This is a genomic window from Pseudomonas sp. NPDC088322 (genome assembly GCF_044740745.1).
GTDB classification, from domain to species: domain Bacteria; phylum Pseudomonadota; class Gammaproteobacteria; order Pseudomonadales; family Pseudomonadaceae; genus Aquipseudomonas; species Aquipseudomonas shirazensis.
Genome location: NZ_JBIURK010000003.1, coordinates 71,186 through 94,530, shown reverse-complemented (window position 1 = coordinate 94,530; position 23,345 = coordinate 71,186). Strand labels below are relative to the sequence as shown.

Annotated in this window: 23 protein-coding genes; 7 read left to right on the top strand and 16 right to left on the bottom strand. The window is 64.7% G+C overall.

Going from position 1 to position 23,345, the window contains the following annotated elements; all coding sequences use genetic code 11:
- Nucleotides 1-31: 31 nt before the first annotated feature.
- The 15 genes from urtD to cbiE form a co-directional block, all read right to left on the bottom strand.
- A complete protein-coding gene (gene urtD, locus ACIOAU_RS08060; RefSeq protein ID WP_150572859.1) occupies nt 32-889 on the bottom strand; it encodes an urea ABC transporter ATP-binding protein UrtD in 858 nt (285 codons plus the stop codon).
- A complete protein-coding gene (urtC, locus tag ACIOAU_RS08055) occupies nt 886-1,965 on the bottom strand; it encodes an urea ABC transporter permease subunit UrtC (RefSeq protein WP_312388293.1) in 1,080 nt (359 codons plus the stop codon). Before urtC ends, urtD begins: the two co-directional genes overlap by 4 nt.
- On the bottom strand, nt 1,965-3,452 hold the full coding sequence (gene urtB / locus ACIOAU_RS08050; RefSeq protein WP_101316026.1) for an urea ABC transporter permease subunit UrtB: 1,488 nt from the start codon (nt 3,450-3,452) through the stop codon (nt 1,965-1,967). Before urtB ends, urtC begins: the two co-directional genes overlap by 1 nt.
- Nucleotides 3,453-3,551: 99 nt before the next feature.
- Nucleotides 3,552-4,817, bottom strand: coding sequence for an urea ABC transporter substrate-binding protein (urtA, locus tag ACIOAU_RS08045; protein WP_181107323.1), 1,266 nt, complete (start codon nt 4,815-4,817; stop codon nt 3,552-3,554).
- A gap of 195 nt (nt 4,818-5,012) precedes the next feature.
- Nucleotides 5,013-6,416 (bottom strand): D-serine/D-alanine/glycine transporter, encoded by a 1,404-nt coding sequence (gene cycA, locus ACIOAU_RS08040; protein ID WP_150571350.1) that lies wholly within the window; start codon nt 6,414-6,416, stop codon nt 5,013-5,015.
- A gap of 134 nt (nt 6,417-6,550) precedes the next feature.
- On the bottom strand, nt 6,551-7,915 hold the full coding sequence (locus ACIOAU_RS08035; protein ID WP_401181242.1) for a PepSY-associated TM helix domain-containing protein: 1,365 nt from the start codon (nt 7,913-7,915) through the stop codon (nt 6,551-6,553).
- Between the two features lie 49 nt (nt 7,916-7,964).
- Nucleotides 7,965-10,028: a TonB-dependent copper receptor gene (locus ACIOAU_RS08030; protein ID WP_401181240.1), complete on the bottom strand. Its 2,064-nt coding sequence runs from the start codon at nt 10,026-10,028 to the stop codon at nt 7,965-7,967.
- A gap of 66 nt (nt 10,029-10,094) precedes the next feature.
- A complete protein-coding gene (locus tag ACIOAU_RS08025; RefSeq protein ID WP_259075237.1) occupies nt 10,095-10,547 on the bottom strand; it encodes a DUF2946 domain-containing protein in 453 nt (150 codons plus the stop codon).
- Between the two features lie 25 nt (nt 10,548-10,572).
- On the bottom strand, nt 10,573-11,055 hold the full coding sequence (locus ACIOAU_RS08020) for a copper chaperone PCu(A)C (protein WP_401181237.1): 483 nt from the start codon (nt 11,053-11,055) through the stop codon (nt 10,573-10,575).
- A 48-nt stretch (nt 11,056-11,103) separates the two neighbouring features.
- Nucleotides 11,104-11,493: a DUF2946 domain-containing protein gene (locus ACIOAU_RS08015; protein ID WP_181089637.1), complete on the bottom strand. Its 390-nt coding sequence runs from the start codon at nt 11,491-11,493 to the stop codon at nt 11,104-11,106.
- 129 nt (nt 11,494-11,622) lie between these two features.
- Complete coding sequence (locus tag ACIOAU_RS08010; protein WP_101316041.1) at nt 11,623-12,474, bottom strand: SPFH domain-containing protein; 852 nt, start codon at nt 12,472-12,474, stop codon at nt 11,623-11,625.
- Nucleotides 12,475-12,499: 25 nt separating this feature from the next.
- Complete coding sequence (locus ACIOAU_RS08005) at nt 12,500-12,937, bottom strand: NfeD family protein (protein ID WP_150573858.1); 438 nt, start codon at nt 12,935-12,937, stop codon at nt 12,500-12,502.
- Between the two features lie 127 nt (nt 12,938-13,064).
- Nucleotides 13,065-13,784, bottom strand: a complete 720-nt coding sequence (locus tag ACIOAU_RS08000) for a cobalt-precorrin-6A reductase (RefSeq protein ID WP_101316045.1) — start codon at nt 13,782-13,784, stop codon at nt 13,065-13,067.
- A complete protein-coding gene (locus ACIOAU_RS07995) occupies nt 13,781-14,875 on the bottom strand; it encodes a cobalt-precorrin-5B (C(1))-methyltransferase (RefSeq protein WP_150571355.1) in 1,095 nt (364 codons plus the stop codon). Before ACIOAU_RS07995 ends, ACIOAU_RS08000 begins: the two co-directional genes overlap by 4 nt.
- Nucleotides 14,868-16,079: a precorrin-6y C5,15-methyltransferase (decarboxylating) subunit CbiE gene (cbiE, locus tag ACIOAU_RS07990; protein ID WP_101316049.1), complete on the bottom strand. Its 1,212-nt coding sequence runs from the start codon at nt 16,077-16,079 to the stop codon at nt 14,868-14,870. Before cbiE ends, ACIOAU_RS07995 begins: the two co-directional genes overlap by 8 nt.
- A gap of 131 nt (nt 16,080-16,210) precedes the next feature.
- On the opposite strand from cbiE, the gene cobG reads away from it, so the two are divergent.
- From cobG to ACIOAU_RS07955, 7 genes are all read left to right on the top strand, one after another.
- The gene (gene cobG / locus ACIOAU_RS07985; RefSeq protein WP_401181230.1) at nt 16,211-17,542 is read left to right on the top strand and encodes a precorrin-3B synthase; all 1,332 of its coding nucleotides are present in this window, start codon (nt 16,211-16,213) and stop codon (nt 17,540-17,542) included.
- On the top strand, nt 17,535-18,161 hold the full coding sequence (locus ACIOAU_RS07980; RefSeq protein WP_401181227.1) for a precorrin-8X methylmutase: 627 nt from the start codon (nt 17,535-17,537) through the stop codon (nt 18,159-18,161). Before cobG ends, ACIOAU_RS07980 begins: the two co-directional genes overlap by 8 nt.
- A complete protein-coding gene (locus ACIOAU_RS07975; protein WP_401181224.1) occupies nt 18,158-18,892 on the top strand; it encodes a precorrin-2 C(20)-methyltransferase in 735 nt (244 codons plus the stop codon). Before ACIOAU_RS07980 ends, ACIOAU_RS07975 begins: the two co-directional genes overlap by 4 nt.
- Nucleotides 18,880-20,586, top strand: a complete 1,707-nt coding sequence (gene cobJ / locus ACIOAU_RS07970; protein ID WP_101316057.1) for a precorrin-3B C(17)-methyltransferase — start codon at nt 18,880-18,882, stop codon at nt 20,584-20,586. The genes ACIOAU_RS07975 and cobJ overlap by 13 nt, the downstream gene beginning before the upstream one ends.
- Nucleotides 20,587-20,680: 94 nt before the next feature.
- Nucleotides 20,681-21,370 (top strand): hypothetical protein, encoded by a 690-nt coding sequence (locus ACIOAU_RS07965; protein WP_259074332.1) that lies wholly within the window; start codon nt 20,681-20,683, stop codon nt 21,368-21,370.
- 60 nt (nt 21,371-21,430) lie between these two features.
- Complete coding sequence (locus ACIOAU_RS07960) at nt 21,431-22,114, top strand: hypothetical protein (RefSeq protein ID WP_401181220.1); 684 nt, start codon at nt 21,431-21,433, stop codon at nt 22,112-22,114.
- Nucleotides 22,114-22,737: a hypothetical protein gene (locus ACIOAU_RS07955; protein WP_401181217.1), complete on the top strand. Its 624-nt coding sequence runs from the start codon at nt 22,114-22,116 to the stop codon at nt 22,735-22,737. Before ACIOAU_RS07960 ends, ACIOAU_RS07955 begins: the two co-directional genes overlap by 1 nt.
- On the opposite strand, the gene ACIOAU_RS07950 is transcribed toward ACIOAU_RS07955, so the two are convergent.
- Entirely contained in the window at nt 22,734-23,330 is a 597-nt protein-coding gene (locus ACIOAU_RS07950) for a MarC family protein (RefSeq protein WP_101316065.1), read from the bottom strand. The genes ACIOAU_RS07955 and ACIOAU_RS07950 overlap by 4 nt on opposite strands.
- Nucleotides 23,331-23,345: the final 15 nt, after the last annotated feature.

Sequence of the window (23,345 nt, the reverse complement as noted above, 5' to 3'; positions counted from 1 at the left end):
ACGGTTGGCGCGGTCTGTTGGCAAACAACGATCAGCGGCCCAGGTAAACCTCGATCACCCGCTCATCCGCCTGCACCTGCTCCAGCGAGCCTTCGGCCAGCACGCTGCCTTGGTGCAGCACGGTGACGTGGTCGGCGATGCTGCCGACAAAACCCATGTCGTGCTCCACCACCATCAGCGAATGGCTGCGCGCGAGGCCCTTGAACAGCTCGGCAGTGAATTCGGTTTCGGCGTCGGTCATGCCTGCCACCGGCTCATCGAGCAGCAACAGTTGCGGCTCCTGGACCAACAGCATGCCGATTTCCAGAAACTGTTTTTGCCCGTGCGACAGCAGCCCGGCCTGGCGCTGGGCCAAGGGCAGCAGGCGCAACTGGGTCAACACTGAGTCGATGCGCTCGCGCTGCTCGGATGACAGCCGCGAGGCCAGGCTAGCCCATACCGACTTGTCGGTCTTGAGCGCCAGTTCGAGGTTTTCACAGACGGTCAGCGCCTCGAACACCGTCGGCTTCTGGAACTTGCGACCTATGCCGGCCTGGGCGATCTGGTATTCGCTCATGCGGGTCAGGTCGAGGGTGTCGCCGAAAAACGCCGTGCCGGTGTCCGGGCGGGTCTTGCCGGTGATCACGTCCATCATGGTGGTCTTGCCGGCACCATTGGGGCCGATGATGCAGCGCAGCTCGCCAACCCCGATGTACAGGTTCAGCGCATTGAGCGCCTTGAAACCATCGAAGCTGACGCTGATGTCTTCCAGGCTCAGCACCGTGCCGTGGCGCACATCCAGGCCTATGCCGCGGCGCTGGCCGAGGCCGATCGCATCGCGCCCGGCGCCGATCTGGTCGAATACCGGTTCGAGCATGAATTCCGGGTGTACCGGTGGGATGCCTCTCATGGCTGGTTCCTTTTCTTCAACAGGCCGACCACGCCTTTGGGCAGGTACAGGGTGACGATGATGAACAGCGCGCCGAGGAAGAACAGCCAGAACTCCGGGAAGGCCACGGTGAACCAGCTCTTCATGCCATTGACCAGGCCCGCTCCGAGCAGTGGCCCGATCAACGTGCCGCGTCCGCCCAGTGCTACCCATACGGCAGCCTCGATGGAGTTGGTCGGCGACATTTCACTGGGGTTGATGATGCCCACCTGCGGTACGTACAACGCCCCGGCCAGGCCGCACAGCACGGCGCTGAGCACCCACACCAGCAGCTTGAAACCGCGCGGGTCATAGCCGCAGAACATCAGCCGGTTTTCCGCATCACGCAGTGCCGTCAGCAGGCGGCCGAACTTGCTCTGGGTCAGCCGCCAGCACAGGTACAGGCTGGCCAGCAGCAGGCCGACGGTGAGCAGGAACAACACCGCCCGGGTGCCTTGCGCGGCGACGTCGAAGCCGGCAATGGTGCGGAAGTTGGTGAAGCCGTTGTTGCCGCCAAAGCCGGTTTCGTTCCGGAAGAACAGCAGCATGCCGGCAAAGGTCAGTGCCTGGGTCATGATCGAGAAGTACACGCCCTTGATCCGTGAGCGGAAGGCGAACCAACCGAACACCAGCGCGAGCAGGCCCGGCGCCAACACTACCAGGCACAGCGCCCAGGCCAAGTGCTGGGTGCCGGTCCAGAACCAGGGCAGCTCGGTCCACGACAGAAAGGTCATGAACGCCGGCAGGCCGTCACCCGCCGCCTGGCGCATCAGGTACATGCCCATGGCGTAGCCGCCGAGGGCGAAGAACAATCCATGCCCCAGCGAAAGCATGCCGGCATAGCCCCACACCAGGTCCAGCGCCAGCGCGACAATGGCGTAACAAAGGATCTTGCCGACCAGCGTCAGGGTGTAGGCCGAGACCTGCAACGAGTGCTCTGCGGGTAGCAGCGACAACAGCGGCAAGGCCAGCAAAAGCAGGACAACAACGATGCCGATGGCCAGCGACAGGCGCGGCCCGGCCTTTTGTGCGGCGGTTACAAGCAGTGGCTGGTTCATCAGTCGATTACCCGTCCCTTGAGAGCGAACAAGCCTTGCGGGCGCTTCTGAATGAACAGGATGATCAGCGCAAGGATAAGGATCTTGCCCAGCACCGCACCGATCTGCGGCTCGAGCAGTTTGTTGGCGATGCCCAGGCCGAACGCGGCCCACAGCGTGCCGGCAAGCTGGCCGACGCCACCGAGTACCACCACCAGGAACGAGTCGATGATGTAGCTCTGGCCAAGGTCCGGGCCGACGTTGCCGACCTGGCTCAGGGCCACCCCGCCAAGGCCGGCGATGCCCGAGCCAAGGCCGAAGGCGAGCATGTCGACGCGGCCGGTGGAAACCCCGCAGCAGGCAGCCATGTTGCGGTTCTGGGTGACCGCGCGCACGTTCAGCCCCAGCCGAGTGCGGTTGAGCAGCAGCCAGGTGAGCAGCACCACCGCCAGGGCAAAGCCGATGATCACCATGCGGTTGTAGGGCAGTACCAGATTCGGCAGCACTTGAATCCCGCCGGACAGCCACGCCGGGTTGGCTACCTCGACGTTCTGCGCGCCGAACAGCAGGCGGATCGCCTGGATCAGGATCAGGCTGATGCCCCAGGTCGCCAGCAGGGTTTCCAGTGGGCGACCGTACAGATGACGGATCACTGTGCGCTCCAGCGCCATACCGACCCCGGCACTGACGGCGAACGCCACCGGCAGGGCGATCAGCGGGTAGAACTCGATGGCGCCTGGCGCGTAGCGCTGCAGCAGTACCTGGACCATGTAGGTGCTGTAGGCGCCGAGCATGAGCATCTCGCCGTGGGCCATGTTGATCACCCCAAGCAAGCCGAAGGTGATCGCCAGGCCCAGTGCTGCCAGCAGCAGGATCGAGCCCAGCGACAGGCCGCTGAAGGCCTGCCCGAGCAGTTCACCGATCAGCAGCTTGCGCTTGACCTGGGCCAGGCTGGTTTCGGCGGCGGTGCGCACGGCGGCGTCGGTCTCGACACCGGGCTGCAACAGCGCTTCAAGACGGGTGCGGGCCAAAGGGTCGCCGGTTTCGCCGAGCAGACGCACGGCGGCCAGGCGTACCGAGGGCTCGCTGGCGACCAGTTGCAGGTTGGCCAGGGCCAGGCCCAGAGCGGCATGCACCGCTGGGTCTGACTCATTGGCGAAGCGCCGGTCGAGAAACGCCACCTGTGCCGGCTGGGCGCTGCGTTGCAGTTCGCCAGCCGCGGCCAGCCGCACGCGGGCGTCATCGCTGAGCAACTGATGGCTGGCCAGGGCATTGTCGATCAGGCCGCGCAGACGGTTGTTCAGGCGCAGCTTGCGCGTGTCGCCGTCGGCGATCCGGCCTTGTTTCAGCGCGGTCAGCAGCGCCAGCCGCGCAGGCTCTGGCTGGGCTGCCCAGTCCTGCAGCAGGCGGGCCTGGTCTGCGGGCTTGGCAGCGTAGAAGAGGTCGCCCTCGCTGGCCTGGGTTGCCAGCGGCAGCAGCAGGAGCAGGGCGAGCAGGAATCTGAGCATTGGTTGATCCTGTTGTGTCAGGGGGAGGCGAGGGCTGCGCGCTCGATCGCGACACAAGGCCGCTCCTACAGGAAAGGGCCGCAGAGCGGCCCCCGTCACTTAGTTACCCTTCACCGCATAATCCGGACGCTTGTCGTTGCCAGGAATGAACGGGCTCCACGGTTGCGCACGCAGGGGCTGCTCGGTCTCCCAGACCACACTGAACTGACCGTCATCCTGGATCTCGCCGATCATTACCGGCTTGTGCAGGTGGTGGTTGGTCTTGTCCATGGTCAGGGTGTAGCCCGACGGCGCGGCAAAGGTCTGTCCGGCCAGCGCTTCGCGGACCTTGTCGACATCGGTGGACTTGGCCTTATCAACCGCCTGCGCCCACATATTGATACCGACATAGGTGGCTTCCATCGGGTCGTTGGTCACCGCCTTGTCGGCGCCCGGCAGATTTTTTGCCTTGGCGTAGGCCTTCCAGTCCGCGACGAACTTCTGGTTGACCGGGTTATCCACCGACTCGAAGTAGTTCCACGCCGCCAGGTGGCCGACCAGCGGCTTGGTGTCGATACCGCGCAGCTCCTCTTCGCCCACCGAGAACGCCACTACCGGTACGTCGGTGGCCTTCAGGCCCTGGTTGGCCAGTTCTTTGTAGAACGGCACGTTGGAGTCGCCGTTGACGGTGGAGATCACCGCAGTCTTGCCGCCGGCAGAGAACTTCTTGATGTTGGCGACAATGGTCTGATAATCAGCGTGGCCGAACGGCGTGTACACCTCTTCTATGTCCTTGTCGGCCACACCTTTGCTGTGCAGGAAGGCCCGCAGAATCTTGTTGGTGGTGCGCGGGTAGACATAGTCGGTGCCGAGCAGGAAGAAGCGCTTGGCGCTGCCGCCGTCTTCGCTCATCACGTATTCCACCGCCGGGATCGCTTGCTGGTTAGGCGCCGCGCCGGTGTAGAAGACGTTTGGCGACATCTCTTCACCTTCGTACTGCACCGGGTAGAACAGCAGCCCATTGAGCTCCTCGAACACCGGCAGCACCGACTTGCGCGACACCGACGTCCAGCAGCCGAACACCACCGCGACCTTGTCCTGGGTCAGCAACTGGCGGCTTTTCTCTGCGAACAGCGGCCAGTTGGAAGCCGGGTCGACCACCACCGCTTCGAGCATCTTGCCATTGACCCCGCCCTTGGCGTTGATCTGGTCGATGGTCATCAACGCCATGTCCTTGAGCGAGGTCTCGGAAATGGCCATGGTCCCCGACAGCGAATGCAGGATGCCGACCTTGATGGTCTCGGCGGCCTGGATACTCCAGCTCAGGCCCATCGCCGCAATCGATGCGCTAAGGGTAAAGGCCTTGATCAGACTGCGACGCTTCATGTGCTCTCTCCGCTGAGTTTTTTATGCTGTTGGCGACTCTGCAGGAGACATTGCAAGCGCTGTGCCCGCTTTTCGGACACGGCCAAAGCCCCGGTTTTCGGGGCTTTGCGGGGGAAGGGTGGGGTTGCTGGGTCCAGCTTGGTGCTGGCGCCCGAGGCGTGCACGGTATTGGGGCCGCTGGGCGGCCCCAAGCAGTCAGCGGTCCATTGCGGCCCGCGGCTGGCGCTTGCTGCGCACGAACTGGTAGGTCACTGCCAGCAGCAGGAACCAGATCGGCGTCACTACCAGCGCCGAGCGGGTGTCGGCCTCAAGGCTGAGCAGCACCAGAATCGCGGCGAAGAACACCAGGCACACGTAGCACATGAAGCGCCCGCCGGGCATCTTGTAGATCGAGCTTTGATGCAGCGCCGGGCGCTGGCTGCGGTACTTCAGGTACGACAGCAGGATCAGCGTCCAGACGAACATGAACAGCACCGCCGACACCGTGGTCACCAGGGTGAAGGCTTCGATCACGTTCGGCACCAGGTAGATCAACACCGCGCCCAGCAGCAGGCAGGCGCAGGAGAAGAACAGGCCGTTGGCCGGGACCGCGCGGCGCGAGAGCTTCTCGAAGGCCTTCGGTGCATCGCCTTCCTGGGCCAGGCCGAACAGCATGCGGCTGGTGGAGAACACGCCGCTGTTGGCCGACGAGGCGGCCGAGGTCAGCACCACGAAGTTGATGATGCTGGCCGCAGCAGGCAGGCCGGCGAGGACGAACAGCTCGACGAACGGGCTCTTGCCCGGCACCACGTCGCGCCACGGCGTCACTGCCATGATCGCGATCAGGGCCAGCACGTAGAAGACGATGATGCGGATCGGGATCGAGTTGATTGCCCGCGGCAGGGTGCGCTCCGGGTCTTTCGCTTCGGCGGCGGTGGTGCCGACCAGCTCGATACCGACAAAGGCGAACACGGCGATCTGGAAACCGGCGAAGAAGCCCATCAGGCCATGGGGGAACATGCCGTCATCGTTCCACAGGTTGGCCAGCTGCGCAGTGCTGCCAGTGGGCGACTGGAAGCCGGTGATGACCATATACAGGCCGGTGGCGACCAGGCCGAGGATGGCGACGATCTTGATCAGGGCGAACCAGAATTCCATCTCGCCGAACATCTTCACCGTCACCAGGTTCAGTGACAGCAGCAGCGCCACGCAGCTCAGCGCCGGGATCCACTGCGGCAGGTCAGGGAACCAGAACTGGGTGTAGGCGGCGATCGCGACCACGTCGGCGATACCGGTGACGACCCAGCAGAACCAGTAGGTCCAGCCGGTGAAGTAACCGGCCCAGGGCCCGAGCAGGTCGGCCGAGAAGTCGATGAAGGACTTGTAGTTGAGGTTCGACAGCAGCAGCTCGCCCATCGCCCGCATGACGAAGAACAGCATGAAGCCGATGATCATGTAGACGAAGATGATCGACGGGCCAGCAAGGCTGATGGTCTTGCCCGAACCCATGAACAGGCCGGTGCCGATGGCGCCACCGATGGCGATAAGCTGAATGTGGCGGTTGCTCAGGTTGCGTTGCAGATGCTGATCATCTGGCTCGGGGGTGGAGGTCACGGTCATTGGCTGCATTCCATTATTGGTTCAGTCTTTTTTTGCTAGCCGAGTAGGCTAACACGCCCGTTCCAGATCGGGGCGTGACAGATCGACACGAGTTTTGCGTGGCAGCCTGGGGCCGCAAAGCGGCCCCGGCTCTCTCAAGCCCGAACCACCATCCGCCGCCTCACCACGCAACGATCAACCACCCACATCACCAGCATTGACACCCCCACCAACGGAAACGCGACGCCCAAGACCAGCATCACCACTGTCGCCGTCTTCCAGCGCGGCAAATCATGGCGCAGCGGCGGCACCCCCAGGCCACCCTCAGGCCGGCGCTTCCACCACATCACCAGACCGCTCACCGAACCGAGCAGAATCATCAGGCACACCAGCAAGATCACGATCTGGTTGAACGCGCCAAACATCTTGCCCTCATGCAGCATCACGCCCAGCTCAGTCGCGCGGGCGACCGGGCTGTAGTCCTGCCAGCGCACATCGGCCAGCACCTGGCCGGTGTACTGGTCGACATGCAGGGTCGCGTCGTTGCGGGGATCATCAGCAAACACCGCAATGGTATACACGCCGTCGGCGGTGGTCGGCAGGGTGATGCTGTAGCCGGGCTCGACCTGGCGGCTGCTGGCAATGTCCTCGACCTGCTGCAAGCTGACCTGCGGCGCCGCTGGCTTGCTCGACATCATGTGGTGCCCGGCGTGTTCGGCATGGGCGCCGGACTGCGGCATCGGCGTGTTCTCCATCGCCCAGGGCACGGTCTGCCGATGCGCCTGGTTGAGCACCCGCGCCTGCTGGTCCGACTTGGGCACGTCATTCCACATCGCCGCCGGGAAGCGGTTCCACAGATCGGCATACTGCTTGCCCCACATGCCAGTCCAGGTCATGCCGCTGAGCAGCATCAGCAGCAACAGCGCCGATCCCCAGAAGCCGCTGACCGCATGCAGGTCGCGCCACAGCAGCCTGCCGCGCGAGGCAAAGCGCGGCCAGAGCACGCCGGCACTGCTGCGCCCGCGCGGCCACCACAGGTACAGCCCCGACACCACCAGCACAATGCCCCAGCCAGCGGCCAGTTCCACCAGCCGGTCGCCGACGGTGCCGACCATCAGCTCGCCATGCAGGGCACGGGCGATGGCCTGCAAGTTCTGCTTGGCGTCCTGCTCGCCGAGCACCTTGGCGTTGTACGGATCGACGAACACGTTCAGCTCACGGCCGCCGTCATGCACCACGAATTGCGTGCTGCGCTCGCTGTTCAGCGGCGGCAGGTACTGGCCGACGTGGCCCTGTGGATAAGCCTGCTGAACCTGCGCCAGCAGCGCGTCGGCGTTTTGGCGATGGTGGCCGCCTTCGACCACCATCAGCTCGCGGTACATCAGCGGGTCGAGCTGTGGCTTGAACAGGTAGATGATCCCGGTGAGTGCCAGCAGAATCATGAATGGCGCAACGAACAGCCCGGCATAGAAGTGCCAGCGCCAGGCCAGGTTATAGAAGGAAATACGCGGTCCGCCCATGGAACCTCCCATCAGAGGGGCGCGGTCATGGCCGCGCCCGTTGTAATTGTCAGAAGCTGAGATCGACTTTGGTCCAGAAGGTCCGGCCAGGTTCAGGCACCGGCTGCGGATCGTTCGCCGGGTAACCAAAACCGGCGTTGCCGGCCAGGTTCAGGTGCTCGGCGTAAGCCTTGTCGAACAGGTTGTCGACGCCGGCGCTGAGCTTGAGATTGCGCGTGACCTTGTAGGCGCCGTTGAGCGAGAACACGCCAAAGCCTGCGCTTTTTTCATAGTCCTTGCCGACCACATTGCCCTGATTTTCAGCGACGCGGTTCTGCGCCGAGACCAGCCGCCACAATGCCCCGGTGCTCCAGTTATCCTGGCTGTAGGTCAGGCCCAGGCGGCTTTCCAGTGGCGGCATCTGCGGCAGTGCCTTGCCGTCGCTGCTGTTTTTGCCCCAAGCGTATGCCAGGGTCGCATCGGCCTTCCAGTTTTCCGACAGCTTGTACGCCGCGCCCAGCTCGCCGCCCATGATCCGCGCATCGATGTTCTGCGCCTGGGTGGTGCTCATGCCCATCATGCCGGTCTGGTAGTCGAACAAAATGTAGTCGCTGATCTGCCCGACATAGCCCGAGGCCCAGGCTTGCAGGCGCTCGTCACGGTACTGGATGCCGAAGTCGAGCTGGGTGGTTTTCTCCGGTTTGATCGCGTCGAAGGCGTTGCGCGCACCGGCCGGGCCGTCGGCCGAGAACAGCTCCCAGTAATCCGGGAAGCGTTGCGCATGGCCAAGGCCGATGTAGGTGGTGGCCGACAGCGCGCTGAGGTCATGCTCATAGCGGACAAAGCCGCTGGGCAGGGTATCGGCGCGAGTGTTGCCGGCGGTGGCCTGGTCGCTGCGCAGATCGCGCGCCGAAGCGCGGTCAAGGCGGGCACCGCTGATCAATCGGTCTTCGCCGCTCGCGTACCAGGTCAGCTCGGCGAACACACCGTAGTTGTGGAACTCGGCATCCTTGCTCCACGGCTGGCCACGGTGCGCGTCGACGCCCATGCCGCTGCGCTGGCGGTGCTCGCTGCTTTGCGCATCGATACCGTTGATCAATTGCACATCGGCCCAACGCCAGGTGGCCTTGATCCGCGCGCCGAGGGTGCGCCGGTCGACGTTGGCGACCATCGGCATGCCCATCATGCCGCTGCCGGATGGGGTGCGCAGGCTGTAGTTGTCCATCACGTGGTCGGCGTAGTTGTAGTAGACCTGCGCCTCGATCTTGTCGAGCACCTCGCCGAGGTTGGATTTTTCGAAGCGCAGGCCCAGGCTTTCGCGCTTGAACTGCGAGCCGTCCATGCCGCGCCCGGCGTACCGGGCTTCGCCGTCACCTTTGCCGGCGGTGAGCTCGAGCAGGGTGTCGGCATCCGGCGTCCAGCCGAGGCTGACGTCGCCGTTCCACTTGTCCCAGCGCGACGGCACGCTGTCGCCGTTGCCGTCGCGGTAGTCATCCGAGCGTGACTGGTTGCCGACGAAGCGCGCATACGCCTCGCTGTTGCCGGCGGCGACGTCGAGCAGCTTGTCGAAGCGGCCATTGGAGCCGGCCAGCAGGCTGGCGTTGACTCGGCTGCCAAGCTCGCCGAACTGCTCTGGCTCGCGTTCGAAGAGGATCGTCCCGGCCGAGCCGCCGGGGCCCCAGATCACAGTTTGCGGGCCTTTGATCACGGTAAGGCGGTCGTAGGTTTCCGGCGAGATGTACGAGGTTGGCGCGTCCATCCGGTTGGGGCAGGCGCCGAGCATCTGGCCGCCATTGGTGAGGATGTTCAGGCGCGAGCCGAACATGCCGCGCAACACCGGATCGCCGTTGGTGCCGCCAGCGCGGATCGCCGAGAAGCCGGGGATGGTCTTCAGGTAGTCGGCACCATCACTGGCCGGCACTGGTTGGCGCGGGTCCTTGGGGTTGGTGACGATGGTCAGCGGCGAGCTGGGGGCGACGGCGGTGATTACCGTCGGGCTCAGCTCGGCGGCGTCGTGGTCGTGGCCAACATGGCCGCTGTCGGCGGCGATAGCCAAGGGGCTCAGCAGCGAGCCGCAGAGCACGGCGATAGTGCCGCGCAGGGAAAGAGTGAAAACGGGGATGCAGCCGGACATAGTGATTCCAGTCGATCAGTCGAATATGAGCGCACAGCCTCCTGGCTGCGTGCGGTCAATGGATGTTCAGACGTAGATCGACTGGGCAGGTGGCGCCCGGCTGCGGGCGCCGGGGAAAATCGCCTGGCGCGCGTGGCCGTGGCGGGTGGCGCTTGGCGGGGGCGGGGCAGGTGGAACGCGGCTGGCGTTGAGCGGGCTGAAGCTCTGCGGCAGCGCCGGGCAGTTGAACAGCAGGGTGCAATAGCCGCACTTGGCCCACAGCGCGTGCAGCTCGGCGTCATCGCTGTGGTTGTGGTGGTGCTTGCTGTCGGCGTGGGCATGGCTGGCGGGCATGGGCATGTTCATGGCCATGTCGCTGGACATGCTCATGCTCATGCCCGTGTGGTGCTCCATCGGCATCGACTGAGAAATCAGCGGCCCGATGAAGATCATCCACATGGCAAACAGGCTCAGCCAGCCGCCACCGGCGCGCCTGCGAGCAGGGCGGGTGGTACGGCGGTAGCTGTGTTTGCCCAGCACGTTCACGGCTGGCGCCTGTCAGCGGTCAGTGCGCGTGTTGCTGTTGCGGCTGGTCGGCCGGCGGCTGCTTCTGGACAGCCACTTGCACGGTGATATCGCCGGCTTTCTCGAAGTGCAGGGTCAGCGGGAAGCGCTTGCCGTCGGTGAGCAGGCTGCGGTCCTTGGGCTGCATCAGCATCACGTGGTAGGCGCTGGGGGCGAACAGCAGGTCCTTGCCGGCGGGGATGGTCACGCCGTCGACCTGCTGCATTTTCATCAGGCCTGCTGCGTTCATGGCGTGCTCATGCAGCTGCGCGTCATCACTGATCGGGCTGTCGACGCTGAGCAGGCGGTCGTCGCTGCTGCCACTGTTGTGCACGGTGAAATACGCCGCCACGTTGGGCGCATTGGGCGGCAGCTGCAGTGACCACGGGTGGGCGATGTGCAGGTTACCCTGAGTGTATTCATGGGCATTGGCGAATGCGCCAGGCAGCAACAGGGCGGCCACGACGAGGGCTTGCTTGAGCATGGGGAAATCTCCGATCTGGACAGGTTCAGGGCGCGGGGCGGCTGTAACTCAGGTCAGAGGAGAGGCGCGCGGATTGAGCGCAGGCCATAACTGGCGCGGCGTCGGTTGGTAGCTGGCAAGAATGCTCGCAGTGCCGTTGTCCATGGCGACAGGGATGTGCAACTGCGGCGGATGCCCAGGCAAGGCCAGCAGCGTCAGGCCGCCTGAGCAGCACCAGCAATGTTGCATGCTCGCGTGCTCGTCGCCTTGCGGGCCGAGGTCGATCTTGGCCAGCGCCTGCACTGCCGGCGTGGGCTTGACGCCCATGCTGGAGCAGAACGCCCCCCACAGCAGCTGCTCGGCCGCGCTTTTCGGCGCAGCGGAAGACAGCGGCATGGCCAGCAGATTGAACAGCACTGCAAGGCAGGCGATCCAGGCGATGGGCCGACGTGGGGGCATGGAGAGATCCGGTCAGGAATCGTGGTGGCTATTGTAAGGCGCAGTATAGGTAAAAATACCCCGGTGCGGTGAAGTGCCGCAGCTGCGCCTGTGCAATGGCCGCCCTGACCTGAGCGGGGCGGCGGTGTATCAGGCCTTGCGCCCGAGCAGCCCGCGCACTGTTTCTTGCAGGTCGGCCGGCAACACCACGATCTTGGAATTGTTGCTCGCAGCGAGGGTTTCCATCGCACCGATGTAACGCTCGCCAAGCAGGTACATGGCCGGAGTGGTCTCGCTGCCGACCGCCTCGCGCACCAGGGTAATCGCTCGGGCCGAGGCTTCGGCCAGGTTGATCTGCGCTTCTGCGTCGAGCCGAGCCGACTGCAGGCGCGCTTCGGCTTCCAGTACGGCCGCTTGCTTGGCACCCTCGGCGCGGGTCACGTCGGCTTTACGCTCACGCTCTGCGGCGGCCTGACGTTCCATCGCCAACTGCATGTTCGGCGACGGCTTGATGTCCTGGATTTCTACCGAGCGCACGGTCACGCCCCAGTCTTCGGTCTGCTCGGACATCGCTTCGCGCAGGCGCGCCTTGATCTGCTCGCGGCTGGACAGCGCTTCGTCGAGGTCCATGGCACCGACGATCGCCCGCAGCGAGGTCATGGTCAGGCTGGTCACGGCAAACGAGAAGTTCTGCACGCCGTAGGAGGCCTTCTGCGGGTCGATTACCTTGGCGAAGCACAGTGCGTTGGCGACGATGACGGCGTTGTCCTTGGTGATGATTTCCTGTTGCTGGACATCGAGGATGATGTCCTTAGTCGGCAGGCGATAGGCAACCACGTCCATGTACGGGATGAGGATGTTCAGGCCGGGCTTGAGCGTGCTGTGGTAGCGGCCCAGGCGCTCGACGATCCACTCTTCGCCCTGGGGCACGATGCGCACCCCTTTGAATACGGTGATCAGAACAAACAGTGCCAGGCAGGCGACGACGATTAGGCTGGTCATGGTGCAGCGTCCTTTAAGTACGGATTCAGGCCCGGGTGATCCGGGCGGTGTTGCCTTCGATGGCGGTCAGGCGCACGCGCTCGCCGGCGGCGATGTCACTGTCGGCGATGCACACCCATTCCTCGTTGCCGAGGATCGGCTTCTGGAAGCGCACCCGGCCCTTCTGGAACTCCGAGACGGCCACGGTAAGCAGGCCGACCTCGCCGATCACGCTGTCGGCAGTCCAGCGCACGTCGGGTTTTTTCCGGCGAAACAGCTTGAACCAGAGCAGGGTAGTGGCCGACGAGAACAGCACCCACAGCAGCACCTGGCTGTCCAGTTGCAGGCTGGGTGCGATCAGGGCGATCAGCGCCACCAGCACGGCGCCGATGCCGAACCAGAGAATGAAGAACGTGGGCAGGACCAGTTCAAGCAGGATCAGGGCAACGCCGAAGACGAGCCAGATCCACCATTGCATTTCCATATGGGTGGCCTTCCAGGAGGGGAATGCGCAGTTTACGGCAGATGGCCGGATGGTGGCCATTGAGACGGTTCCTAAAGCTGTGCAGGAAATCTCTCTACCAGCCTGCCCGCTGGCGCCAGCAGCGCGATCAAAGCCCCAGCGCGGCCAGCAAGGTGTCTACCTGAGCAAACTCACGATCCACTGTCGGCAGTAGTGGGCGCTTGAGCACCAGCACCGGTATGCCCAGCTCGCGGGCGACCTCAAGCTTGGGCTCGGTGGCGACGCTGCCGCTGTTCTTGCTGACCAGCACGTCGATCTGGCGGCGGGCGAACAATGCGCGCTCATCCGCCAGCGCGAACGGCCCGCGGGCGGCGATGACTTCGCAGCGGTCATTGCCCGGGTAGCTGTCGAGGGCACGCAAGGTCCAGAACTGCTGCTCGGGTATTTCGTGCAGATGAGCCAGGGGCTCGCGGCCCAGCGTGAACAGTGGCCGGGCAAACGGCGAGAGGGCCGTGACCAGCTCGGCCCAGTCCGCCACCTCGCGCCAGTCATCTCCCGGCTGGGGCTGCCAGGCCGGGCGGCGCAGTGCCCAGCAGGCCACACCGGCACTGCGCGCAGCCTGCGCGGCATTGGCGCTGATCTGCGCCGCATAGGGATGGGTCGCGTCGATCAGCAAGCTGATGCCGGCTTCGCGCAGGTACTGCGCCAGGCCCTCGGCGCCACCATAGCCGCCGACCCGTAGCTGGCAGGGCAGATCCTGCGGCACGCGGCCGACGCCGGCCAGACTGTAGACATGCTGCGGGCCCAGCCGCCGGGCAATGGCCAAGGCTTCGGTAACACCGCCAAGCAGCAGAATCCGCTCGCTCATTGCACACCCGCCCGGCCGACGATGCCGCCCTGGCGGTCGATGGCAAACACCTCGACCTGCACCTGCGCCGGCACCACGCTGCAGGCAAAGGCGCGGGCATGGGCACACACTGCGTCGCCCAGCGCGATGCCTGCGGCATGCGCCAGGGCCAGCGCCTGCTGGCTGGTATTGGCGGTGATGATCGCCTGCTGCAGCGACTGATCGGCACCCAGCGCTTGAGCCCAACCGGCCAACTGCGGCAGGTCGATACTGGAATGACGGCTGTGCAGGTCCATGTTGCCCGCAGCCAGCTTGCTGATCTTGCCGAAACCGCCGCACAGGCTCAGGCGCGCCATCGGCACCTTGCGCAGGTGCTTGAGCACCGCACCGACAAAGTCGCCCATCTCGATCAGGGCGATTTCCGGCAGGTTGTAGACCCGGCGCATGGTGTCTTCGCTGGCATTGCCGGTGCAGGCAGCGACGTGCGTGTAGCCGTTGCTGTGGGCGACATCGATGCCTTGCTGGATCGAGGCGATGTAGGCCGCGCAGGAGAACGGCCGGACGATACCACTGGTGCCGAGAATCGACAGCCCGCCGAGAATGCCCAGCCGTGGGTTCATGGTTTTCAGGGCCAACTGATCACCGTCACGCACGTTCACCGTGACCTCGAAACCGCCGCTGTAGCCACAGTCGTTGGCCAGTTGCTGCAGGTGCTCGCTGATCATCCGTCGCGGTACCGGGTTGATGGCCGGCTCGCCGACCGCCAGTACCAGTCCGGGCCGGGTTACGGTGCCGACACCGACACCCGCGACAAAACGCACGCCGGGCGTGGCGAGCAGGCGCACCTGGCTGTAGAGCAGGGCGCCGTGGGTCACGTCGGGGTCGTCGCCGGCGTCCTTCAAGGTGCCGGCCTCGGCGCAGTCGCCGTTACGCCTGCAGAACTCCAGGCGCATCTGCACGACCTTGCCCTTGGGCAGGGTGATGTGCACCGCGTCGGCGTCGACACCGCTCAGCAGCAGGCGCGCGGCGGCGAGGCTGGTTGCCGTGGCGCAGCTGCCGGTGGTCAGGCCGCTGCGCAGGGGCGCGGGTTGTTCGCGGGTTTCTTCACGCATCCAGGGCTTTCACTACGTCGAGCAAGGTGATCGGCAAGGCCTGGCGCCAAGTGTCGAAGTTGCCCAGCGGTTGCGTGTGGGCAATGTGGATGCGGGTCAGCTCGCCGCCGTGCGCTTCGCGAAACTGGGCAAGGGCCATTTCGCTTTGCAGGGTGACGGCATTGGCTACCAGCCGGCCACCGGGGCGCAGGCGCTCCCAGCACAGGCCGAGCATGCCTTCGCCGGTGACGCCGCCACCAATGAAGATCGCGTCGGGCCGCTCCAGTTCGGCCAGCGCCTGCGGGGCCTTGCCGCGGATCAGGCGCAGCCCCGGCACGCCAAGCGCGTCGCGGTTGTGCTCGATCAACGCTTGCCGGCCTGCATCGGCTTCGATCGCCAGGGTACGGCAGCTGGGGTGGGCGCGCATCCACTCGATGCCGATCGAACCACAGCCGGCGCCGACATCCCACAACAGCGCGCCGGGTTGCGGTGCCAGGCGGGCGAGGGTGATCGCGCGAACATCGCGCTTGGTCAGCTGGCCGTCGTGTTCGAAGGCCGAGTCCGGTAAACCGGCAGCAGGTGACAAGCGCGGTGTGTCCGCTGCAGCCTGGCATTCGATGGCGACCACATTCAACGCAGCCAGCTGACTGTGTGGCCAGTCTTCGGCCGTGCCTTGCACATGACGTTCCTGCGGCCCGCCAAGGTGTTCGAACACCTGCAAGCGGCTCGGGCCGAAGCCTTTGTCGCGCAGCAGCGCAGCGATCTGTGCCGGGCTGTCGCCATCGTTGCTCAGCACCAGCAGGCGCAAGCCGGTGTAGCAGTAGGCGTTGAGTGCGGCCAGCGGGCGGGCGACCAGCGACACGACCTGCACCTCCTGCAGTGGCCAGCCCAGGCGCGCAGCGGCCAGGGCGCAGGACGATGGCGCCGACAGAACCCGCAACTGCTCGGCTGGCACCTGCCGCGCCAGGCTGGCGCCGACGCCGAAGAACATCGGGTCGCCGCTGGCCAGTACGCATACCGGCTCGCCGCGCAGCGCCAGCACCGGTTCCAGGCTGAACGGGCTCGACCAGGGTAGTTGCTCGGCGCTGACACAGTGCGGCAACAGCGCTAGCTGCCGCGGGCTGCCGAAGATCCGCGAAGCCGCCAGCAGGGCACGCCGGGCAGGTTTGCCCAGGCCGCTGAAACCGTCTTCACCGATACCTACAACTGTCAGCCAGGGGGCCATCTGCTTCCTCATCAAGCTTGAGTGGGCCACAACGGCCGCAAATTCACACGATCTTCGACCGCCGGTTTTTCATGCCGTCGAGCAAAGCAGGCATAATACCGCGCCTTCTACACTCAAGCGCACTTTGACGATTGCCGGATGCCTTCTTGAACCCGCCCCTTGACCCTGCCGTTTCGCCCCGCCCCTCGGCCTGCCCGGGGTTGTGGCGCATCGTCGCCGCCCGCGATGGCGGCATCTGCCGGATCAAGCTGGCGGGTGGCCTGCTGCTGGCCGATCAGGCCGACGCTGTGGCCGAGGCTGCCGAGCGCTTTGCCGGCGGTGTGATCGAGGCTACCAACCGAGGCAATCTGCAGATTCGCGGGGTCGGCGCGCAGCACGCCGCGCTGATCGAGCATTTGCTGGCGGCTGGCCTTGGCCCGCGCCAGGCGGCTGGCGACGATGTCCGCAACCTGATGCTGAGCCCGCTGGCCGGGCGCGATCCGGCCATGCTGCTGGATACCCGGCCGCTGGCCGGGCAGATCCTCGAGATGCTCGAAAGCACGCCGCATCTGCATCAACTTTCGGCCAAGTTTGCCGTGCAGTTGGATGGCGGTGAGCACCTGGCCATGCTCGAACACCCGCATGACCTGTGGCTGTCGCCGCTGCAACTGGAGCAGCAAACCTGGCTGGCCTTCGGTCTGGCCGGTTGCCCAAGCACCGATCAGCCGCTGGGCGCGGTGCCGTTGGGCGCTGGGCTGGCGCTGACCCGGGCGGTGCTGGAGCGCTTTCTCGAGCTGGCCAGTGCCGAGCAGTCGCGCATGCGCCAGTTGCTGCAGACCTGCCCGGTCGAGCATTTCATCGAAGGCCTCGGCATCGAGCTGCGGCGCGACCCGCCAGTGCTCCAGTGGCGACGGGCCAAGGCCTGCGCCAACTGGCTCGGGCCGCTGGCGCAAGCCCAGGGCACTGCGCTTGGCGTTGCCCCACCGCTGGGCCGCTTGACCCCGGCGATGCTGCGTGGCGCCGCCCAGGTAGCGCGCGTCAGTGGTGACGGTGAATTGCACCTGAGTCCCTGGCAGAGCCTGGTGTTGAGCAGCATCGCACCAAGTCAATTGCAGGCCGCCCAGGCCCAGTTGCAGGCGTTCGGCCTGGTCTGCTCCAGCCGCGAGCCACTGGCACGAGTGACCGCCTGCAGCGGCGCCAGCGGTTGTGCCAAGGCACTGGCCGAGACCAAGGCCGATGCCGTCCAGCTCGCCGCGCTGATTGCGCCCGGCGCACCGGCCAGCGTGCACCTCAGCGGCTGCCCGCGCTCCTGCGCTGTGGCCCATGTCGCCCCGGCGACCTTGCTGGCCCGTTCGCCGGGCCGCTACGACCTTTATTTGCGTGACGCGCAGCAGCCCGGCTTTGGTGCCCTGCGCGCGACCGACCTTACCTTGAAAGCAGCAGGCGCCATGCTCGACCTGCCCACGGAGCACCTTGATGATTGACTACATTCGCGATGGTCAGGAGATCTATCGCAATTCCTTCCGGATCATCCGCGATGAGGCCCGCCTGGAGCGGATTCCTGCCGATCTGGAAAAGCTCGCGGTGCGGGTGATTCACGCCTGCGGCATGGTCGAGGCAATCGATGGTCTGCAGTTCTCCGCAGGTGCCGGCGCTGCCGGGCGCGCAGCGCTGGCCAAAGGCGCGCCGATCCTGTGTGACGCGCACATGGTTGCCGAAGGCATCACCCGTGCGCGGCTGCCAGCCAACAACCAAGTGATCTGCACCCTGCGCGATCCAAGTGTGCCGGCACTGGCCAAGGAGCAGGGCAATACCCGTTCGGCAGTGGCCCTGGAGCTGTGGCGCGAACACCTGGAAGGCAGCGTGGTGGTGATCGGCAATGCACCGACGGCGCTGTTCTACCTGCTTGAGATGATCGACGCGGGCGCGCCGAAACCGGCGCTGATTCTCGGCTTCCCGGTGGGCTTCGTCGGCGCGGCCGAGTCCAAGGCGATGCTCGCCGCCGACAGCCGTGGCGTGCCGTTCGTGATCATGCAGGGCCGTCTGGGCGGTAGCGCGATGGCCGCCGCCGCCGTCAACGCGCTGGCCACGGAGGTCGAATGATGACGCCACGCGGACGACTGCTTGGCCTCGGCGTTGGCCCTGGCGACCCGGAACTGATCACCGTCAAGGCCTTGCGCCTGCTGCGCGAGGCGCCGGTGGTGGCTTACTTTGTGGCCAAGGGTAAGCGCGGCAACGCCTTCGGCATCATCGAAGCGCATTTGCAGCCGCAGCAGACCTTGCTGCCACTGGTGTATCCGGTCACTACCGAAGCGCTGCCTGCGCCGCTGTCCTACGAACAGGTCATCAGTGATTTCTACGATGAGGCCGGCGAGCAAGTGGCCGCGCATCTGGACGCCGGGCGTGATGTAGCGGTGATCTGCGAAGGTGATCCGTTCTTCTACGGATCGTACATGTACCTGCACGACCGCCTGGCGCAGCGCTATGACGCCGAGGTGATTCCTGGTGTCTGTTCGATGCTCGGTGGCGCCTCGGTGCTCGGCGCGCCGCTGGTCTACCGCAACCAGACCCTGACCGTATTGTCCGGTGTGTTGCCTGCCGAAGAGCTCAAGCGGCGGCTGGCCGACGCCGATGCGGCGGTGATCATGAAACTGGGGCGCAACTTCCCCAAGGTGCGCCAGGTGCTGGCCGAGTTGGGCCTGGACCAGCGCGCGCTGTACGTTGAGCGTGCGACCATGGCCAATCAGAAAATCGTTGCGCTGGACGCGGTCGATCCGCAGTCTTCGCCCTACTTTTCGCTGATCATCGTGCCGGGTGAAAAATGGCAGGGCTGAACCTACGCAAAGCGCCGGCCATCATCATCCTCGGCCAGGCCAGCCTGGCTACTGCGCAGCGCCTCCAGCAACTGTATCCCGAGGCCAGCATCCATGGCCTGAATGGCCGGGTCGCGGGCGCCGACAGTGGCTATGAGTCATTTGGCAGCACCTTGCGCGAGCTGTATCTGCAAGACACGCCGATCATTGCCCTGTGCGCCGCTGGCATCGTCATTCGCAGCCTGGCCAGTGTGCTCAGCGACAAGGATGTCGAGCCACCGGTACTGGTGGTCGCCGAAGATGGCAGTGCCGTGGTGCCGTTGCTCGGCGGTCTCGGCGGGGTCAACGTGATGGCGCGCGAGATCGGCGCGGCGTTGTCGGTCGCTGCCGCGATCACCACGAGTGGTGAACTGCGTTTCGGCACCTGCCTGCTCAATCCGCCGGTTGGCTATGCCTTGGCAGATCTGGAGCAGGGCAAGCGCTTTGTCTCCGACCTGCTGGCCGGTCAGAGTGTCCGTATCGAGGGTGATGCGCCGTGGCTTGCGCAGGCGCAACTGCCCGCCGATGCGGCAGCGCAACGAACCATTCACGTGGGCTGCGAAGCGCGCCCCGCCAGCCGTGACGAACTGCTGATCCATCCACGTTCGGTGCTGGTCGCCGTCAGTGCCGAGTCTGCCGAGCTTGCCGAACACGTGCGCGCGGCCCTGCGCGCGGCCAATATTGCCGAGCCAGCGCTGGCGTGCCTGCTTGCCAGTGACCAGCACATGGCCCTGCCGGGTCTGCACCAGGCGGCGCAGCAACTCGGTGTCGCACTGCGCTTTGCCGCGCCGGCAGTGAGCCTGGCCGAGATGGTCGAACAGAGCGTGCCTGGCGCCCGCTTGAGTGAACACTCGGGGTTGTTGGTGGCAGTTGCCAGCGCGCCCATCGACCCTGCCCAGGTCGGTCGCGGTCGTGGCCGGCTGGCAGTGATCGGCCTCGGCCCCGGCGCCGCCGAATTGATGGTGCCTGCAGTCAAGCGTGAACTGAGCCTGGCCGAGGATGTGCTCGGTTACGAAACCTACGTGCGTATGGCTGGCCCGTTCCGCCCGGATCAGGTGCTGCACAACACCGACAACCGCGAGGAGATGCAGCGCGCCCGGCATGCCTTTGAGCTGGCCGCACAGGGCCGTTCGGTCGTGGTGGTGTCGTCGGGTGATCCCGGCGTGTTCGCCATGGCCGCCGCCGTGCTCGAGGCCTTGCACGAGTCGACTGACCCGGCCTGGCATCAGGTTGATCTGCAGATCCTCCCAGGCGTCTCGGCGTCGCTGGCGACTGCTGCGCAGGCAGGTGCACCGTTGGGCCATGACTTCTGCGTAATGTCGCTGTCGGACAACCTCAAACCCTGGTCGATTATCGAGACACGCCTGGACCTTGCCGCCCAGGCTGATCTGGTGCTGGCGTTCTATAACCCGATTTCGAAAGCCAGACCCTGGCAATTGGGTGTAGCGCTGGACGTCGTGCGCCGTCATCGCTCAGGCGCTACGCCGGTAGTCCTTGGTCGCGATATTGGCAGGCCAGGGCAGACGCTGCGCGTAGTCACACTGGCCGAACTGCTGCCAGAAATGGTCGACATGCGCACCATGGTGCTGGTCGGGTCTTCGACAACCTGCACATTGCCGCGTGCCGACGGTGGCACCTGGGTCTACACCCCGCGGTGGTACCCAGCGGCCAACTGAGGTGTTGAGGAAATCCTTCAGCGCTCCTTCCCCGAAGGCCTGCGCATAGGGTGGTAATCCCTGAATCACAGGGGCTACCACCAAGGATTTATTCATGTCTGACAGCAACGATATTGCGAGCACCAACACCGCCGTCCTGGTCCAGGATTCACTGCTCGCCTGCGGTGCCGGGATGACCCAGCAAAGCCGTAACGACGTCAAGAATGCCTTCCACTTCGCCACATTGGTGGCCGATAAACTGTATGACCCACAAATTCAAAGTAAGGCCTGGTACGACCAGTTTCTGAAGGCCATGCAGGATTGCGGGTTTGTCGCCGCGCGCCGCAGTTTCGAACTCGAAACGGCATCTTCGGTAACGGTTACCGTCGGCGCAGTGGTGTTTCGCGTGATGTCCGCTGCCGGTGCTGCTGCGCTGGGCGGGCCTGTTGGTGAGGCGTTTAGCAAGCTGGCCCAGAAAGCGATCGACAAGCTCGGTTCGATCGATAGCGAAAAGCGGATCTTCATCAGCGATCGAAAGAATAAGCGCAGCGGCATGGTCGGGCTGGGTGCGTGCATGGAAACGCCCGAAGGTGAGGTGGTGCTGGTGATGAGCTGCGTCAACGCCGCAGCGCCCGAGTCCAACACTGACCTGCTCGGCGTGGAATGGAACATTACTTCCTCGGAGTACTACGCCGGCAGCGCGGTGTTGTCGTTCAACCGAATGATCTACGACCGCGTACGTGAGCACATCGAGACCAAGCTCGGCGTGCGCAGTGTTGAAGACATTCTCGAGTACGAGATCTGAGCAGGCTGACGGCGACATGCTTCGCCGTCATTCCAACGACTTGCAGGCAGCAGGCATCCCATGCAAATACAGAATCACGCCCTGGTGCTGGTCGCCGGGACAGTGTTGTTGATTGATCCACAGATCAGCCCATCGCAGCGTCAGGCAGCCATTGATAGCACGCTCTACGCGCAGCTGGTCGCGAACAAGCGTGCGGGCAATCGCTTTACCGAGCCGGCCACCTGGGACCGCGCTTATCGAGCAGTGTATGCAGAGCTGGGCTGGCTCGTGACCAGTCAGGCGCACGATGAGCAGAGTGTTCCGGGCGTCGCCGGGCTGGCCATCTCTCCAGCGCTTCAAGCGTGGTTCGGGCAGGCAGGCATCGATGGCGGTCAGGTCTTGCGCAGCGTCTTCGAAAGCTTGCGCGAGCACCCAGATGGGCTGCGGCAGCTGCAAGGTTTCATCCGCTCGGACACTGCAGACGGGCATTTGGCAAAGCTGGAAATCGGCCTGATGGACGCGGACATGCGTCTGCATCTGTGCAGCCTGAGCTGGCAGTCCACGGCCGCTGTCGAGGCAGCCGAGCAGCCCAGCCTGAGCGAAATCGCGACGTTGCCGGCGGAGGTCCAACTGCGCTGCCTCTCACTGCTGTGCGACGCGCAGTCCTTTGAAACAAAACGCAGCCAGTTACGCATGTTGATGGACAAGAAACAGCATGAACACGCCTATGTGCTCGAACTGCCCACGCAGAACAGGAGGATGTGATGGCAAATACCCAAGCAGCGGTAATCGGCTCGTCGATTGTGAGCTTCCTGCCCGGTCTTGATGGACAGCAGTGCGACGCGGTAAAGACGGCGGTTGCCTTGGCCGAGCGCGCCACCCTGAGCGTGTTCAATGAGGGTCTGGTCGAGGACTGGTTGGGCTACTTTCGTAACCAGCTAAAGTTCATGGGGTGGGATGCGGTTGCGCCAGAGGACATACATTGGCCGACGGATCAACGGTCAAAGCTGGTGGACAAAGCGCTTCAGACCATTGCCGCCACGGCAGGTGAGCACTTTGCCGAGTCCACCGATCTTGCCCTGCGCCGGTTGATGGCCAGCCCGGCCACCCTGGGTACCTTCGAGCGACAGGCCGCCGAGCGACAGTGCCTGCAATTTCTTCCTTGTTCGCCGGCCGGTAACGGTCGAGTCGACATGGTGCTGTACTTCGAGACTGACAAGAAGACTCGCTTCGCGACCGGCTTCATGGAGCGCAAGCGTAGCTACCATAAAGTCTCTGCCGAGCTGGTGCGGTTCAATGTCCGAGCATTCATGGACACGCACCTGCCCAAGGTTCTTGCCAGCACGGTAGAGCAGGCGCGACTGAGTATCCACGAGTACCAGATCTAGTTAAGCAAGTAGCCCTTGATCCCGGTAAAGATGATCTGCGCAGCCAGGGCACAGACGAACAGCCCCATCAAGCGGCTGACGATCTGCAAGCCCTGGTCACCCAGGATTCGTTCGATACCGTGCGAGAGGTACAGCACCAGGCCGACAGTGAAACTGGCCAGAGCAATACTGACGATTGCCAGTAGCTTGTCATCCCAGTGCGGCTGGCTGACGCCCATCACCAGCAGCGCACCGATGGTGCCGGGGCCGACGGTCAGCGGGATGGTCAGCGGTACGATGGTTACGTCCTGCTGTACGTTGTCGCTCTGCACCGCCGGCTTGCCCTGGGCCATGCTCAGCGCAGAAATGAACAACACACTGCCGGCACCGATACGAAAGGCGTCGGCAGTGATGCCGAACACGCCGAAGATCACCCGGCCAAACAGGTACAACAGCACGCTGGCAATGAGCACGGCAATCGCCACGCGCCAGGCCAGCTGCTTGCGCTCCTTGCTGGAGTGGCCGCGGGTCAGGCTGATGAAGCAGGACAGCACGAAGAACGGGCTGTAGAGCACGAGCATCTTCAGGTAAACGCTGAACAACTCATGAAGCATGGCCAGGATCCATGG